The following is a 15,244-nucleotide window of genomic DNA, read 5'->3' as shown; positions in this document are numbered from 1 at the left end:
CCTATTGTGCGCCAGTCGCGGGCGCCCCTTGGACGATTTCCGGGGCGAGTACGACGGGCGTGCTCGGGGGTCCCTCGTCGAGCAGCGTGCGCAGCAGCTCGGCGAGCCTGATGGGGTACACGGTCTCATGGGCCACCGACAGTTCGGCGGAGGTCCACCATCTCAGGCCGGAGAGACTGCGGGTCTCCAGTTCGGTGAGGGCCTGGGGGCCGGGTACGGGGCCGGTGCGGCGGGTGCGGGCGAGGTAGTACCACTCGTCCTGGTCCCAGCGGCGGCCGGCGAAGGGGAAGGAGCAGCGGCGCTGCCAGAGGACGGGGCCGAGTTCGACGTCGGTGAGGCCGGTCTCCTCGGCGAGTTCGCGGAGGGCGGCCTGTTCGCGGGTCTCGTCGCCCTCCAGGCCGCCGCCGGGGGTGAACCACCAGGTGTCGGAGGGGTCGTCGGGTTCGTGGCCGTGCATGAGGAGGACGCGGTCGTCGGGGTCGAGCAGGATGATCCGGGCGACCTGCCGTACTTCGGTGGGCGTCGCGTCGTGGCCGGGGGTACGGCCGTCGGGCAGGGCGTCGCCGGCGGCGGAGCCCGTACCGCCGCCGATGGAGGAGCCCGCGCCCGTCCCCGTACCGCCGCCGTTGGAGGAGCCCGCGTCCGTCCCCGTACCGCCGCCGTTGGAGGAGCCCGCGCCCGTCCCCGTAGCGGAGTCCGTTCCGTCCGTCATGCCTTCACCTTCTCGCCCGCGGGCTTCCTCCGCGCTCCCAGCCGGTTGGCCAGCGGCCCGTAGGCGGCTCCGGCGAAGATGAGGGCGGCGCCGGTTGCGATGGCGGTCAGGAGCGGGGTGAGGGGGCCGGGGGTGGAGGTGCCGCCGGGGAGGGCGGCGAAGGAAGCGGGGCGTTCCACGCGTCCGCCGGAGAGGGGCCAGGCGACGGCGTCGACGCGGGCGACGACGGTGGAGCGGGGCACGGAGCCCTGGGCGGCGTCCTCCAGGTGGGTGCGGGAGTCGAGGGAGGAGGCGCGGTCGTCGCCGAGGAGGAAGAGGCTGTCCTCGGGGACGGTGGCGTTGAAGTCCTCGGTGGAGGCGCGGACGGTGCCGTCGGGTCCGGGCCGCAGATACGGTTCTTCGATGGGGGTGCCGTTGACGGTGAGGCGGCCGTCGTCGCCGCAGCAGGCGACGGTGTCCCCGCCGACGGCGACGACCCGCTTGACCATGGTCGCGTCTCCCCACAGCGGGTCCTTGAAGACGACGACGTCGCCGCGCCGGATCTCGTCGCCGTCGACGCGCTGGGCGAGGAGCTTGGAGCCCCCCTCGAAGGTGGGGGCCATGGAGCCGGTGGGCACGGTGTACGGCCGGTAGAGCAGTGCCGCGCCGGCGAAGCCGCCGAGGAAGAGCAGACAGCCGACGGCCACGGCCAGCCCCGACAGCACGCTGCCGAGCCGGCCGTGGCCGTCACGCTTCTTGGTGGTCCCGCTCATGTGCACCCCAGAGGTCCGTGGACGATCTGGGACGGCACCCTACCCGCGGAAAGCTACTCGGCGGTATGCCGCGCGGCCCGCTTCTTGCGCCGCCAGAGGACCAGCGGGATCGCTCCGGCGAAGCCGGCCGCCGCCGCGGCCGGGGTCGCCGCCGCGACCGGGACGGCCGCCGCGACCGGGTTGAGACCCGGCTGGTCGAAGACCTCGGGGACGGGGAGGGTCGCCCAGCGGGTGACGGGCCAGGCGACGACCACGGCGCGGCCGACGACCTGGTCGTTGGCGATGGTCCCGCCGCCGGGGAGCTCCTGGTGGAAGCGGGAGTCCAGCGAGTTCTGCCGGTTGTCGCCCATGACCCAGATGCGGTCCTGGGGGACCTTGATCGGGCCGAAGGAGTCCTGGCAGGGCATGGAGCCGGGGTACAGGTAGGCGGTCTCGTCGAGCTCCTTGCCGTTGAGGACGACCTTGCCGCCCTCCTTGCAGGAGACGGTGTCGCCGCCGACGGCGATGACCCGCTTGATGAGGTCCTTCTCCTCGGCGGACGGCATGAGGCCGATGAAGCTGAGGAACTTCTGGATCGCGTTGGGCTTGGGCGTCTCCGCGGTCTCCAGCCAGCCGCCCGGGTCGTGGAAGACGACGACCTCGCCGCGCTCGGGCTCGGAGCCGAACCAGGGCGTCAGCTTGTCGACGAGGACCCGGTCGCCCTTCTTCAGGGTGTTCATCATCGATTCCGACGGAATCGAGAACGCCTGCACCAGGAAGGTCTTGATCAGCAGCGCGAGGATCAGCGCGATGCCGATGAGGAGCGGCAGTTCCTTCCAGAAGGAACGCTGCTTCCTGGGCCTGGCGCCGTTCTCGTCGGTGTGGTCCGGCTCGCCGCCGGACGACGCACCGTCGCCGCTGGTGTTCTCTTCCGTCACGCTCTCACCTCTGGCCCCGTCGGCCCTGTCCTCGGGCCCGTCGTATCCGGAACGTGCGCCGACGGCCACTTCCCCCACATCCACTCCTCACTCGGTGCAACCGCCCGTCCCGGTTCAGGGACAGGCCCACTACTCCCATAACGAGCAGGAGTTCCGCGGGGGTCGGCGGCCATGGCATTCCGTTCACGTTCCGCGAGGACACACTATGCGACAGACCGAGCGCGGTCTCGGTGGTCGTACGCGCGTCCGGCACCGCGGCGAAGGTCTCGCGCTCCTCCAGGCCCCGCCAGTGGCCGAACGGCCAGGCGATCACCACCGCGCGGCCCACGATCTGCTCCTCGGCGATGGTGCCCCGGCCCGGTTCGTCCAGGTGGTAGCGCGAATCGGCGGAGTCGGAGCGGTGGTCGCCGAGGACGAAGACGCGCCCCGCGGGGACCTTCACCTCGAAGGGGATCGCGGACGGCTTGTCGCCGGGGTTGAGGTACGGCTCGTCCAGCGGCACGCCGTTGACGGTGATCCGGCCGTCCTTGCCGCAGCAGCGGACGGTGTCGCCGCCGACCGCGATCACGCGCTTGATGAGGTCCCGGTCGTCGGCGGAGGGCATCAGGCCGATGAAGGTCAGGGCCTGCTTGACCTGCTTGATCCCGATGGGGTCCTCGGTGGCGGGGGCGGTCTCCTGGTGGAGCCAGTCGCCGGGGTCCTTGAAGACGACGACGTCGCCGCGCTGGGGCTTCGAGCCGAACCACGGGGTGAGCTTGTCGACGAGCACGCGGTCGTCGATCCGGATCGTCTGCTCCATGGAGCCGGAGGGGATGACGAACGCCTGGACCAGGAAGGTCTTGAGGACGAGCGCGATCAGCACCGCGACGCCGACGAGGATGGGGATCTCGCGGAGCGCGGAGCGCTGCCGGCGCCGTTTGACCTTGCGGGCGAGCCGGCGGCGCTCGGCGCGGCCGGGCGGTGACCCCTGGGTGCCCGGTTCGGCGCCCGCACGGATACCGCGGCTACCCATGTCCGCTCCCCCGCGGCCCGACGGTGTGCCCGCCGTCGGGCGGGGCCGGTACGGAGTCGTACGCGTCGGTCTCGGTCACGGTGGTCCAGCGGCCGACGGGCCAGACGATCCAGTCGGCGCGGCCGACGACCTTGTCGACGGGGACCATGCCGCCGCCGGGGCTGCCGAGGTGGTCGCGGGAGTCGCTGGACTGGCTGCGGTGGTCGCCCATCACCCAGAGGGTGCCCGGGGGGACGACGATGTCGAAGGGCACGTCGGAGGGCCGGTCGCCGAGGGTGAGGTACGGCTCCTCGACACGGGTGCCGTTGACGGTGATCCGGCCGTTCCTGTCGCAGCAGACGACCCGGTCGCCGCCGACGCCGACGACGCGCTTCACGAAGTCGGTCTCGTCGGGGGCGGCGAGCCCGAGAGCGGCCGCGGCGTCGTGCAGCAGGCCGGTGACGGGATTGCCCGCCGGCTCCTCCTGGACGAAGGATCCGGTGCCGTCGAAGACCACGACGTCACCGCGGCGCGGCTCGCTGCCGAAACGGTACGCCAGTTTGTTGACCAGGATCCGGTCCCCGACCTGGAGGGTGGGCTCCATGGAGCCGCTGGGGATCAGGAAGGGCTGGGCGACGAAGTGGCTGACGAGCAGCAGGAAGACCACGCAGGCGGCGCCGGTGAGGCCCGTCCTGCGCCAGGAGGGGGCGCGCCCCGCGGAGTCGCCGGCGGCGTCGGCGCCGGGAGCCTCGTCAGCGGCGTCGCCGGGGGTGCGGTCCGGGCCCGGGGACGCGCCGGACGGTGGTGCGGGTGCGTCGTCCGGGGGCGCGGGCGCCCCGGAAACGCGCACGGAGCGCGACCCGTCGTCCGCGGCGGGATCCGGTGGGGGATCCGCCGGGGACGAGGGGTCGCGCTCCGTGTGCTGTGCTTCGGTGTCCATCGGGGGGTGAGCCTATCCGGCCCGCCTGTACGAGGAGTGTGAAGCGCCGCGCGAGCGGTGAGCCGGGGCTCAGCGGTCGCGCTTCTCCTTGATCTTCGCGGCCTTGCCGCGGAGCTCACGGAGGTAGTAGAGCTTGGCGCGACGGACGTCACCGCGGGTCACGACCTCGATCTTCTCGAAGATCGGGCTGTTCACCGGGAAGGTGCGCTCGACGCCGACGGAGAACGAGACCTTGCGGACGGTGAAGGTCTCGGAGACGCCGGAGCCCTGGCGGCGGATGACGACGCCCTTGAACTGCTGGATACGGGAGCGGTTGCCCTCGATGACGCGCACGTGGACGTTCACGGTGTCGCCGGGACGGAAGGCGGGCAGGTCGGAGCGGAGGGAAGCCGCGTTCACCTGGTCGAGCAGGGAGGCCATGGAGGTCTCTTTCCTCGCCGATGCCACAGGCCATCAGCGGTGACGTACGAATCATGGGAGTGCCGTCCGGTCGTTGGCGGGCGGCTCCCCCTGTGGCAGGGGCGCGCGCCGGACGGACGGCAGTCGCCTATTCTTCCACGCCCTCGACCCTGCGCCAAAATCGGCCGCCGGGCTCGGGGGCCCAGCCGAGGATCGAGAGGGTCTCGCGGTCCTTCTTGTCGAAGGCGGCGGGGTCGCAGCGCTCGATGAGGTCGGGCCGGTTGGCGGTGGTGCGCCGGAACGCCTCGTCGCGGCGCCAGCGGGCGATCTTGCCGTGGTGGCCGCTGAGCAGCACCTCGGGGATCTCGCGGCCGCGCCACTCGGGGGGCTTGGTGTAGACGGGGCCTTCGAGCAGGTTGGCCATGGCGCCGGGGGCGAAGGAGTCGTCGCGGTGGGACTCGGCGTTGCCGAGGACACCGGGGAGGAGGCGGGCGACGGCCTCGGTGATCACGAGGACGGCGGCCTCGCCGCCGGCGAGCACGTAGTCGCCGATGGAGACCTCGTAGACCGGCACGCGGGTGGCGTACTCGTCCATGACCCGGCGGTCGATGCCCTCGTAGCGGGCGGGCGTGAAGATCAGCCAGGGCCGCTCGGAGAGCTCGACGGCGAGTTCCTGGGTGAAGGGGCGGCCGCTGGGGGTGGGGACGACGAGGACGGGGCCGTGGGCGCCGGTCTCGTAGCCGTCGGCGAGGGTCTGGTCGAGGGCGTCGCCCCAGGGGTCGGTCTTCATGACCATGCCGGGGCCGCCGCCGTACGGGGTGTCGTCGACGGTGTTGTGCCGGTCGTACGTCCACTGCCGCAGGTCGTGGACGTGGACGTCGAGCTGTCCGCGGGCGCGGGCCTTGCCGACGAGGGAGACGTTCAGCGGTTCGAGGTACTCGGGGAAGATCGTGACGACGTCGAGCCTCATGCGTCGTCGTCCTTCTCGTCCGTCTCCTCGGCGTCGCGGGCGGAGGCGATCTCGGCGCGGTCGTCGATGAGGCCGGGCGGCGGGTCGATGACGGCCCGCTGGTTCTCCAGGTCGATCTCGGTGACGATCTGCTCGACGAACGGGATCATCAGCTCGGTGCCGTCGGGGCGCTCGACGATGAACAGGTCCTGCGAGGGCAGGTGGGAGATCTCGGTGATCGCGCCGACGAGGGTGCCGTCGGCGAGGACCACGTCGAGGTCGACGAGCTGGTGGTCGTAGTACTCGTCCTCCTCCTCGGGCAGTTCCTCGGGGTCGATCTCGGCGATGAGGAGGGTGTTGCGGAGCGCCTCGGCGGCGTTGCGGTCGCGGACGCCCTCGAAGCGGAGCAGCAGCCGGCCGCTGTGCACCTTGCCGGACTCGATGGTCAGCGGTCCGGCGGAGGCCGGGTCGGTGAGCAGGACGGCGCCGGGGCCGAGCCGCAGCTCGGGCTCGTCGGTGCGCACCTCCACGGTGACGTCGCCCTTGATCCCGTGGGCGCGGCCGATCCGCGCGACTACCAACTGCACTGGTGAACTCTCCTGTCGTACGGCAACGGGCCGGGGTGGGCGGTCTGCCCTCCCCGGCCCGTGCCGGTGTCAAACTTTCAGCGGACCTGGTCCACGTCGACGAGGTCGACGCGGATGCCACGACCGCCGATGGCGCCCACGACGGTACGCAGCGCACGCGCGGTGCGGCCGTTGCGGCCGATCACCTTGCCGAGGTCGTCGGGGTGGACCCGGACCTCGAGTACGCGGCCGCGGCGCAGGTTGCGCGAGGCGACCTGCACGTCGTCGGGGTTGTCGACGATGCCCTTCACGAGGTGCTCGAGAGCCTCCTCGAGCATGATCAGGCCTCGGTGGACTCGGTGGACTCGGCCTCGGCCTCGTCCGCCTTCGCCTTCTTGGCCTTCGGGGTGATGGCCTCGCCCTTGTCCTCAGCGCCCTCGAGGGCCTTGGCGAACTCGTCGAAGGAAGCGCGCTTCTCTTCCTTGGTCGCCGGGGCGAGCAGCGGCTTCTCCGGGGCGGGAAGGCCCTTGTGCTTCTGCCAGTCGCCGGTGAGCTTCAGGATGGCGAGGACGGGCTCGGTCGGCTGGGCGCCGACGGAGAGCCAGTACTGCGCACGCTCGGAGTCGACCTCGATACGCGACGGGTTGTACGTCGGGTGGTAGAGGCCGATCTCCTCGATCGCGCGGCCGTCACGGCGGGTGCGCGAGTCGGCGACGACGATGCGGTAGTGCGGCTGGCGAATCTTGCCGAGGCGCTTGAGCTTGATCTTGACTGCCACTGGAGTGGTGTCTCCTGGTCTTGACGTGGTGGGGCACTTGAGATGCCACGTGGGGTTGCGGTACTCGGGTGCCCGATGGACGCGTCAGCCGGAGGAGAGAGGGGTCCTGTGCGACTGTCGAGTACAGCTGACCATTGTGCCACACGCCGCCAGGTCAGCCGGCGGCGCCCACCGTCTCCGGGATCCGGAAGGGCTTGCCGCAGCCGCCGCAGACGATCGGGGCCTGGGCGAGCACCGAGGGCACCACGCGGACGTTGCGCCCGCAGTCGCAGACGGCCTTGACGCGGACGCCGCCGCCCGAGGATCCGTGCCGGGCGGCCGGTCCGCGGAAGGAGCGCTTGGTGTCGGCGGCCGTGGCGACGGTGTGGGCCTTGAGGGCCCGCTGGAGCCGCTCGATGGTGGGCCGGTAGCGCCGCTTCGCCTCGGGGTTGAGCGTGACCAGGGAGAAGCCGCTGCTGGCGTGCGGCTCCTCGGGATGGTCGAGGCCCATCTCCTCGGCGATCGCGAGGAATCTGCGGTTGTGGTAGCGGCCGGCGCGGGAGGTGTCACGGACACCCCGGGCGGCGGCGATGCCGTGGACTGCCTCGTGGAGCAGTCGCTCGAAGGAGAGTTCGGCGCCGCAGGCGGACGAGGACTCTCCGATCAGGGACTCGGGCGCGGCGAGGTCCGGCAGCTCGGGGTGGTACCGCTGAATGTCGGCCCACGCCTGCGCCAGCTCTGCGGCGAGAACAGGTGGTGTCGTGCTCACGTCGGGTACAACGAGCCGGATCCCCTCCGGGTTCCATTCCGGGGCAACTCAAATATTTTGCACGTACCCGTCAGTCGGTACCCAGGCGTCCACAGCTGGTGCACAGCGGCGCATACGCCCCGGCGCGCGGTCGTGTCACGCGCGCCGGAGCGGTGTGGGAGGGGACGTTACCGGGCCGGTGCCCGAGTTCGGGCACCGGCCCCCCTCTCCCGGGGGCGTGCGTCCGCGGGCCCGGCCCGAACTCGTCCGGAGTCGTCCGGCCCGAGCACTGGACGCCGGACGCGAAGCGCAGTTCCCTGGCTACGGGGGGCTTTCGTCCGGCACGGAATGGGGCCTGATCGATGACACCTACGCTCGTCCCGCACCACCCCGCGCGCGACTGGGCCGAGATCCAGGAGCGGATGCTCGTCCCGCTCTACGAGGCGGCCTACGAACGTCTCGGCGTGGGCCCGGGCACCCGCCTCCTCGGCCTGGACTGCGGCACCGGCCTCGCCCTGCTGATGGCGGCGGCCCGGGGCGCGTCGGCCACCGGGGCGGAACGGGACCACACGCGCGTGGAGCTGGCCAGAACCCGTCTCCCCGAGGGCGTGACGGTCGCCTCGGAGGTGCCCGCCGACGGCCCGTACGACGTGATCACCGCCTTCCACGCGGCCGACCGCACCGGCTTCGGGCCGGCCGACCTCACCCGGTCGGCCCAACCGGGCTCCGCGGTCGTGCTGGCGGGCTGGGGGCCGCCGGAACGCTGTGCGACGGAGCCGCTGCTGCGGCTCGCGGACCGGCTCGCGGACCGGCGCCCCTCCCCCCGTACCGACCTCGGCGCCCTCGCCGTCCGTGCCGGACTGCGTCCGGTCGGCTCCGGGCGGGTCTCCTGCCCCTTCGGGTACGCCGACGAGGCCAGCGCGGTCCGCGGGCTGCTCTCCACCGGCGCCTTCGACGCGGCGGCCCGGGCCACCGACCCCGCGCAGGTGGAGAAGGAGATCGAGGAGGCTCTGACCCCGTACCGGCGCCCGGACGGCACGGTGTGGATGCCGAACGTCTTCCGGTACGTGGTCGCGCGCATGCCGTAGCCCGCGCGGTACGGACGAAGGGTCCGGGGTCGGGGATCCGAGGTCCCGGACCCCGGGCTCAGGCCGACCGCTCCGGGCTCAGGCCGGCCGTTCCGGGTTGGGGCCGACGCCCGGCTCCGGGGCGTTCGGGTTGGGCCGTTCGATGCCGGCGGCCCGGTAGGCCGCCTCCTCCTCCAGGGTCTCGCCGGCGAGGAGGGCGGCGCTGAGGGCGTCCAGCTTGTCGCGGTGCTCACGGAGGAGCCGTACGGCGTCGCCGTAGCACTCGTCGACGATCCGGCGCATCTCGGCGTCGACGGTGTCGAGGGTCGCGGGGGCGGCGGAGAGCCCGTACGCCTGCTGGGCGTCGCTGGGGATGGCGGTGAGCCGGCCGACGGTCTCGCTCATGCCCCAGCGGCCGACCATGCCTCGGGCGATGTTGGTGACCTGTTCGAGGTCGCTCTCGGCGCCGGTGGTGATGACGCCGAAGACGACCTGCTCCGCCGCCATGCCGCCGAGGGCGCCGATGATCCGGCCGCGCAGGTACTCCTCGGTGTAGGCGTACTTGTCGGAATCGGGGGTGGAGAGGGTGACGCCGAGGGCGCGGCCGCGCGGCACGATGGTGATCTTGCGGACGGGGTCGGCGCCGGGCTGGAGCATGCCGAGCAGCGCGTGTCCGCTCTCGTGGTACGCGGTGCGGCGGCGTTCCTCCTCGGGCATGACGAGGGGGCGCTCGGCGCCGAGCTGGACCTTCTCCAGGGCGTCGGAGAGGTCTGACTGGGTGACGGCCTTCTGCTCGCGCTTGACGGCGAGGAGGGCGGCCTCGTTGGCGAGGTTGGCGAGTTCGGCGCCGGTCATGCCGGGGGTGGTGCGGGCGACCTGTTCCAGGTCGACGTCCTTGGAGAGCGGGATCTGCCGGGTGTGGATCTTGAGGATGGCCTCGCGGCCGCCGCGGTCGGGCGGGTTGACGTGGACGATCCGGTCGAAGCGGCCGGGGCGGGTGAGGGCGGGGTCGAGGACGTCGGCGCGGTTGGTGGCGGCGAGGACGATGACGCCCTCGGAGCCGGTGAAGCCGTCCATCTCGGTGAGGATCTGGTTGAGCGTCTGCTCGCGCTCGTCGTGGCCGCCCATGCCGGAGCCGCCCCCGCGGGCGCGGCCGATGGTGTCGATCTCGTCGATGAAGATGATCGCGGGGGCGACCTTGCGGGCCTCGGCGAAGAGTTCGCGGACGCGGGAGGCGCCGACGCCGACGATCATCTCGATGAACTCGGAGGCGGAGGCGGAGAAGAACGGCACCCCGGCCTCGCCGGCGACCGCCCGGGCGAGGAGGGTCTTGCCGGTGCCGGGAGGGCCGGCGAGGAGGACGCCGCGGGGCATCCTGGCGCCCATGTCTCGGTATGCCTGCGGGTTCCTGAGGAAGTCGACGACGTCGTTGAGCTCGCCCTCCACCTCGTCGATGCCCGCCACGTCGGCGAAGGTGGTGCGCTTGCCGCCCTCCAGCTCGACCGGCTTGGGCGGCTGCTTGCGGCCGAGCATGCCGCCGGCGCCGCCCATGCCGGCGCTCATCCGCCGGGCGATGAAGACCCAGAGGAGGACGAGGAGGAGCATCGGGGCGAGGGAGAGGAGGAGGTTGGCGAGGAAGGACCGTTCCTGCACCACGGGCTCCGCGGTGACGGTGACCTTCTGCCGGGTGAGCTGTGCCCACAGGTCGTCGTCGGCGAAGGCGGGCCGCTGGGTCTGGAACTTGGTGTAGTCGCCCTTGCCGTCGGGCACCGGCTGCTTGTCCTTCAGCTGGCCCTGGATGGCGTCGCCCTTGGAGTAGATCTTGGTGACGTTCCCGGCGGCGACCTGCTTGCTGAACTCGGTGTACGAGATCGTCGGCCCGTCGCCCCCGTTGAAGAAGGAGAGCACGAGGTTGGCGATGAGGTAGACGGCGAGCGCGGTGAGGATGAGACCGCCCCAGCCTCCCGGCATCTTCTTCTTCGGCGGCGGGGGCGGCGGCGCCCCTTCCGAGCGCCAGGGCTGGTCGGTCCGGTCGCGCGGGGGTACGGGGTTGGCCACGTCGCTCTCCTCGGGGCGGCAGTGGCCTCAGTATCGAAGATCGCGACGAAAGCGGCATTCCGGGTGGCCCGGGTGGACGAGAAGGGGCCCGGGACGGTTTCGCACCGCCTCGGGCCCCTTCTCTCGGGCGTCCTCGGAACGTCAGCCCATGAACTTCTTGAACTCGTCCGGCAGCTCGAAGTCCTGCGGCCCCTGGCCGGCGCCCGGCAGGCCGAAGGCGCCGCCCTGCTGGGCCTGCTCCCGCTTCTGCTGGGCGGCCTGCTCGTCGGCCTTCCGCTTCATCGGGTTGCCGCTCTTGCGCTTGCCCTTGGCCTGCTTGATCTGCTTCTTCTGCCGGCCGGGGCCGCCGCCCATGCCCGGGATGCCGGGCATGCCGGGCAGGCCGCCGCCCTGAGCCATGCGGGACATCATCTTGCGGGCCTCGAAGAACCGCTCGACCAGGCCCTTCACGGCGCTGACCTCGACGCCGGAACCCTTGGCGATACGGGCGCGGCGGGAGCCGTTGATCAGGGTCGGGTCCTGGCGCTCGGCCGGGGTCATCGACTTGATGATGGCGGCGGTACGGTCCACGTCCCGCTCGTCGATGTTGGCGATCTGCTCCTTCATCTGACCCATGCCGGGCAGCATGCCGAGGAGCTTCGAGATGGAGCCCATCTTGCGGACCTGCTCCATCTGGGCGAGGAAGTCGTCCAGGGTGAAGTCCTGGCCCTTCTTCGACGCGAGCTTCGAGGCCATCTTGGCGGCCTCTTCCTCGTCGAAGGTCTGCTGGGCCTTCTCGATGAGCGACATCATGTCGCCCATGCCGAGGATGCGGGACGCCATGCGGTCCGGGTGGAACGCGTCGAAGTCGTCCAGCTTCTCGCCGTTGGAGGCGAACATGATCTGCTTGCCGGTGACGTGCGCGATGGAGAGCGCGGCACCACCGCGGGCGTCGCCGTCGAGCTTGGAGAGCACGACGCCGTCGAAGCCGACGCCGTCGCGGAACGCCTCGGCGGTGTTGACCGCGTCCTGACCGATCATGGCGTCGACGACGAAGAGGATCTCGTCGGGGCTGACGGCGTCACGGATGTCCGCGGCCTGCTGCATCAGCTCCTGGTCGATGCCGAGGCGGCCGGCGGTGTCGACGACGACGACGTCGAAGACCTTGGAGCGCGCGTACTCGATCGAGTCCTTGGCGACCTGGACCGGGTCGCCGACGCCGTTGCCGGGCTGCGGGCCGTAGAAGGCGACGCCGGCGCGGTCGGCGACGACCGAGAGCTGGTTGACGGCGTTGGGGCGCTGGAGGTCGCAGGCGACGAGCAGCGGCGAGTGGCCCTGGCTCTTCAGCCAGAGGCCGAGCTTTCCGGCGAGGGTGGTCTTACCGGCACCCTGGAGACCGGCGAGCATGATCACGGTGGGCGCGGTCTTGGCGAACCGCAGCCGGCGGGTCTCGCCGCCGAGGATGGCGACCAGCTCGTCGTTGACGATCTTGATGACCTGCTGCGAGGGGTTCAGCGCCTTGGAGACCTCGGCGCCGAGGGCCCGCTCCTTGACGTTCTTGATGAACGCGCGGACGACGGGCAGGGCGACGTCGGCCTCGAGGAGGGCGATACGGATTTCCCGGGCCGCGCTGTCGATGTCCTGCTCGGAGAGGCGGCCTTTGCCCCGGAGGGACTTGAAAGTCGCGCTGAGGCGGTCGGAAAGCGTATCGAACACGGTGGTCGCGATCCTCGGGTCGGGGCGGATGGTCGCCACCCAGGGTATCCGGAGCCGGGCGGGCACTGTCCTCGCCGGTCGGATTGGCCGGCGAGGCCCCGCTCACCCCAGCGCCTCCTCCAGTGTCCGGGCGAGGTCGATCGCCTCCTCGTCGGGGAGGAGGGAGCCGTCGGGGCGGGTCACGTACAGGGTGTCGACGGCGTTGGCGCCGAGGGTGGAGACGTGGGCGCTGCGGACCCGTACCGCCGCTCCCTCCAGGGCGCGGCCGATCCGGTGGAGCAGGCCCGGGGCGTCCTGGGCGCGGACCTCCAGGACGGTGGCGAGGCGTGATTCGGCGGGGGCGACGGTGACCCGGGGCGGCGGGGCCTGGACGCCTCGGCGGCGCGGGTAGGCGGCCTCGCGCTCGGCGAGGCGGGCGGGGATGTCGAGGGAGCCGTCGAGGGCGCGCAGCAGGTCGGCGCGGAGCCGGTGGCCCTGGGGCAGGGAGCCGTACTCGGCGGCGACCCGCCAGTCGAGGACGAGGACCGAGCCGGTGCCGAGTCCGGTGGGGAGGTCCACGGCGCGCAGGTCGGCGGCGCGGACGGTGAGGCGGTGGAGGGCGAGGACGCCGGCGACGGCGGGCAGGACGCCGGGCTGGTCGGGGAGGGCGATGACGAGTTCGACGCCGATGGGTTCGGGCTCGTCGGGGTCGAGGGGCTGTTCGTCGCGGGTGTGGAGGGCGAGGACGGGTTCGCCGGTGCGCAGCGCCTCGACGGCGAGCCGTTCCTGTTCGGCGCTGGGGGCGGCGGCCTCGGGGTCGGGCAGGGGCTCGCCCGCGAGGACGCCGGTGACGCGTTTGACGAGGTCGGCGACGAGGGAGGCGCGCCAGGCGGACCAGGCGGCGGGTCCGGTGGCGAGGGCGTCGGCCTCGGTGAGGGCGTGGAGGATCTCGAGGGTGCCGACGGTGCCGACGGCGGCGGCGACGGCCTGGACGGTGGCGGGGTCGTCGAGGTCGCGGCGGGTGGCGGTGTCGACGAGGAGGAGGTGGTGGCGGACGACGGTGGCGACGGTGGCGGTGTCGGTGCGGTCGAAGCCCATGCGGGCGGCGAGGTCGCGGGCGATGGTCTCGCCGACGACGGAGTGGTCGCCGGGCCAGCCCTTGCCGATGTCGTGGAGGAGGGCGGCGACGAGGAGGAGGTCGGGGCGGCCGACGCGGCGGGCGAGGGAGGCGGCCCGGACGGCGGTCTCGACGAGGTGCCGGTCGACGGTCCAGGTGTGGACGGGGTTGCGCTGGGGGCGGTGGCGGACGCGTTCCCAGTCGGGCAGGAGGCGGGTGACGATCCCCTCGGCCTCCAGGGCCTCCCAGACGGGGACGGCGGAGGAGCCGGCGCCGAGGAGGGTGACGAGGGCCTCGCGGGCCTCGGCGGGCCAGGGGACGGGCAGGGCCTTGGCGGTGGCGGCGAGGTGGCGTACGGCGTGCGGGGAGAGCGGCAGGCCGTGCTGGGCGGCCGCGGCGGCGGCGCGCAGCGGGAGGACGGGGTCGCGGTCGATGGGGGTCCCCCCCGTTCGAGCGAGGCCGAGCGCCTGGGGGAGGGCGGAGCGGGCGAGGACGGCCTCGCCGTCCATCTCGACGACGCCGTCGGCGAGCGGGGTGCGTTCGACGGGCGTCTTCGGGCCGGTCCGGCCGCCGAGGAGGCCGCGGAGCCGGGGCCGGGCGGAGCGGGCCTTGAGGACGCGGCCGACCTCGCGCCAGGTGACGTCGGAGGCGTACGTGACGATGCCGGCGGCCTCGTAGACCTCGCGGAGCAGGGTGTCGGCGTCGAGGAGGCCGAGTTCCTGGGCGACGGCGTCCTGTTCCTGGAGGGCGAGGCGGTCGGTGGCGCGGCCGGTGGCGAGGTGGAGGGCGTCGCGGGCGTCGAGGAGGCGGCGGCGGGCGGTGTCGAGGCCGTCGCGGGGGGCGTCGGCGAGCCAGGAGGCGGCGACGGCGCGGAGGGCCTGGGCGTCGCGGAGGCCGCCACGGGCCTCCTTGAGGTCGGGTTCGAGGAGGAAGCGGAGTTCGCCGGCGCGGTCGGCGCGGTCGCGGCAGAGCTCGGCGAGCTCGGGGAGGCGGCGGACGGCCTGGTTGCGCCAGTCGGCGAGGACGGTGGAGCGCAGGGAGGCGGCGAGGGCGGTGTCGCCGGCGAGCGGCCGGGCGTCGAGGAGGCCGAGCTGGACCTTGAGGTCCTCGGCGGCGGTGGCGCGGGCCTGGGCGGGGGTGCGGACCGAGTGGTCGAGGGCGATCCCGAGGTCCCAGACGGGGTACCAGAGGCGGTCGGCGAGGGCGGCGACGGTCTCCTTGGGGGCGCTGCCGTCGTGGAGCAGGAGGAGGTCGAGGTCGCTGCGCGGGGAGAGCTCGGCGCGGCCGTAGCCGCCGACGGCGACGAGGGCGACGCCCTTGGGGGGTGCGGCGGCGGCGAAGAGGGTGGCCAGCCAGTCGTCGGTGAGGCGGGCGAGGGCGGTACGCCGGGAGGGCCCGGTCCGCTCCTTCTCCTGGAGGAGGAGCAGCCGGGCCGCCGCGTAGCCGGATCCCTGTGCTTCGGTCGCGTCCTGCGGTTCGAGGGTGGTCACCGGCGGCTCCTTCGCTCTGCGGGGCGGCGGGGGTGGGGCGGGGGTACGGCGTCAGGGGTACGGCCTCCGGGGCCGGAGGCCGTACCCCTGCGGGAGCCGTGTCCTGA

General features: G+C 72.8%; 15 protein-coding genes. 1 reads left to right on the top strand and 14 read right to left on the bottom strand.

Annotated features, from left to right (window positions below; genetic code table 11):
* Position 1 precedes the first annotated feature (1 nt).
* The 11 genes from ACFVU3_RS02115 to ACFVU3_RS02065 form a co-directional block, all read right to left on the bottom strand.
* On the bottom strand, positions 2-556 hold the full coding sequence (locus ACFVU3_RS02115; RefSeq protein ID WP_390063013.1) for an NUDIX hydrolase: 555 nt from the start codon (positions 554-556) through the stop codon (positions 2-4).
* A 152-nt stretch (positions 557-708) separates the two neighbouring features.
* A complete protein-coding gene (lepB, locus tag ACFVU3_RS02110) occupies positions 709-1,464 on the bottom strand; it encodes a signal peptidase I (RefSeq protein WP_390062846.1) in 756 nt (251 codons plus the stop codon).
* A gap of 53 nt (positions 1,465-1,517) precedes the next feature.
* Positions 1,518-2,450 (bottom strand): signal peptidase I, encoded by a 933-nt coding sequence (lepB, locus tag ACFVU3_RS02105; RefSeq protein WP_390062845.1) that lies wholly within the window; start codon positions 2,448-2,450, stop codon positions 1,518-1,520.
* Positions 2,386-3,393: a signal peptidase I gene (lepB, locus tag ACFVU3_RS02100; RefSeq protein WP_390062844.1), complete on the bottom strand. Its 1,008-nt coding sequence runs from the start codon at positions 3,391-3,393 to the stop codon at positions 2,386-2,388. Before lepB (ACFVU3_RS02100) ends, lepB (ACFVU3_RS02105) begins: the two co-directional genes overlap by 65 nt.
* Entirely contained in the window at positions 3,386-4,312 is a 927-nt protein-coding gene (gene lepB / locus ACFVU3_RS02095; protein WP_390062842.1) for a signal peptidase I, read from the bottom strand. Before lepB (ACFVU3_RS02095) ends, lepB (ACFVU3_RS02100) begins: the two co-directional genes overlap by 8 nt.
* 69 nt (positions 4,313-4,381) lie before the next feature.
* Positions 4,382-4,732: a 50S ribosomal protein L19 gene (gene rplS / locus ACFVU3_RS02090; RefSeq protein WP_043229374.1), complete on the bottom strand. Its 351-nt coding sequence runs from the start codon at positions 4,730-4,732 to the stop codon at positions 4,382-4,384.
* Between the two features lie 127 nt (positions 4,733-4,859).
* On the bottom strand, positions 4,860-5,681 hold the full coding sequence (gene trmD, locus ACFVU3_RS02085) for a tRNA (guanosine(37)-N1)-methyltransferase TrmD (RefSeq protein ID WP_390062841.1): 822 nt from the start codon (positions 5,679-5,681) through the stop codon (positions 4,860-4,862).
* Complete coding sequence (gene rimM, locus ACFVU3_RS02080; protein ID WP_390062840.1) at positions 5,678-6,247, bottom strand: ribosome maturation factor RimM; 570 nt, start codon at positions 6,245-6,247, stop codon at positions 5,678-5,680. Before rimM ends, trmD begins: the two co-directional genes overlap by 4 nt.
* A gap of 77 nt (positions 6,248-6,324) precedes the next feature.
* Positions 6,325-6,564 (bottom strand): RNA-binding protein, encoded by a 240-nt coding sequence (locus ACFVU3_RS02075; protein ID WP_005311361.1) that lies wholly within the window; start codon positions 6,562-6,564, stop codon positions 6,325-6,327.
* Between the two features lie 2 nt (positions 6,565-6,566).
* Positions 6,567-7,004: a 30S ribosomal protein S16 gene (gene rpsP / locus ACFVU3_RS02070; protein WP_390062839.1), complete on the bottom strand. Its 438-nt coding sequence runs from the start codon at positions 7,002-7,004 to the stop codon at positions 6,567-6,569.
* Between the two features lie 154 nt (positions 7,005-7,158).
* Positions 7,159-7,752, bottom strand: coding sequence for a hypothetical protein (locus ACFVU3_RS02065; RefSeq protein WP_390062837.1), 594 nt, complete (start codon positions 7,750-7,752; stop codon positions 7,159-7,161).
* Positions 7,753-8,093: 341 nt separating this feature from the next.
* Between ACFVU3_RS02065 and ACFVU3_RS02060 the strand changes: the two genes are divergently transcribed.
* The gene (locus ACFVU3_RS02060; RefSeq protein WP_390062835.1) at positions 8,094-8,819 is read left to right on the top strand and encodes a class I SAM-dependent methyltransferase; all 726 of its coding nucleotides are present in this window, start codon (positions 8,094-8,096) and stop codon (positions 8,817-8,819) included.
* A 78-nt stretch (positions 8,820-8,897) separates the two neighbouring features.
* Here ACFVU3_RS02060 and ftsH read toward each other — a convergent pair whose 3' ends face one another.
* From ftsH to ACFVU3_RS02045, 3 genes are all read right to left on the bottom strand, one after another.
* Positions 8,898-10,856 carry an ATP-dependent zinc metalloprotease FtsH gene (gene ftsH / locus ACFVU3_RS02055; protein WP_390062833.1) on the bottom strand — a complete coding sequence of 653 codons (1,959 nt, stop codon included), beginning with the start codon at positions 10,854-10,856 and terminating at the stop codon, positions 8,898-8,900.
* A gap of 141 nt (positions 10,857-10,997) precedes the next feature.
* The gene (ffh, locus tag ACFVU3_RS02050; protein ID WP_390062832.1) at positions 10,998-12,551 is read right to left on the bottom strand and encodes a signal recognition particle protein; all 1,554 of its coding nucleotides are present in this window, start codon (positions 12,549-12,551) and stop codon (positions 10,998-11,000) included.
* Positions 12,552-12,653: 102 nt separating this feature from the next.
* Positions 12,654-15,137 (bottom strand): [protein-PII] uridylyltransferase, encoded by a 2,484-nt coding sequence (locus ACFVU3_RS02045; RefSeq protein WP_390062830.1) that lies wholly within the window; start codon positions 15,135-15,137, stop codon positions 12,654-12,656.
* Between the last annotated feature and the right edge of the window lie 107 nt (positions 15,138-15,244).

Origin of the sequence: Streptomyces sp. NPDC058052, assembly GCF_042885515.1 — a bacterium.
In the GTDB taxonomy this organism is placed as follows: domain Bacteria; phylum Actinomycetota; class Actinomycetes; order Streptomycetales; family Streptomycetaceae; genus Streptomyces.
Note: the sequence above shows the minus strand (reverse complement) of the source record. Positions and strands in the feature narration are given on the sequence as shown.

What these genes read in the sequence shown, in the direction of transcription:
- ACFVU3_RS02075 (WP_005311361.1), bottom strand. Translation starts at nt 6,564, where the DNA reads ATGCTCGAGGAGGCTCTCGAGCACCTCGTGAAGGGCATCGTCGACAAC.
- lepB (WP_390062846.1), bottom strand. Translation starts at nt 1,464, where the DNA reads ATGAGCGGGACCACCAAGAAGCGTGACGGCCACGGCCGGCTCGGCAGC.
- lepB (WP_390062842.1), bottom strand. Translation starts at nt 4,312, where the DNA reads ATGGACACCGAAGCACAGCACACGGAGCGCGACCCCTCGTCCCCGGCG.
- ACFVU3_RS02060 (WP_390062835.1), top strand. Translation starts at nt 8,094, where the DNA reads ATGACACCTACGCTCGTCCCGCACCACCCCGCGCGCGACTGGGCCGAG.
- rplS (WP_043229374.1), bottom strand. Translation starts at nt 4,732, where the DNA reads ATGGCCTCCCTGCTCGACCAGGTGAACGCGGCTTCCCTCCGCTCCGAC.
- trmD (WP_390062841.1), bottom strand. Translation starts at nt 5,681, where the DNA reads ATGAGGCTCGACGTCGTCACGATCTTCCCCGAGTACCTCGAACCGCTG.
- lepB (WP_390062844.1), bottom strand. Translation starts at nt 3,393, where the DNA reads ATGGGTAGCCGCGGTATCCGTGCGGGCGCCGAACCGGGCACCCAGGGG.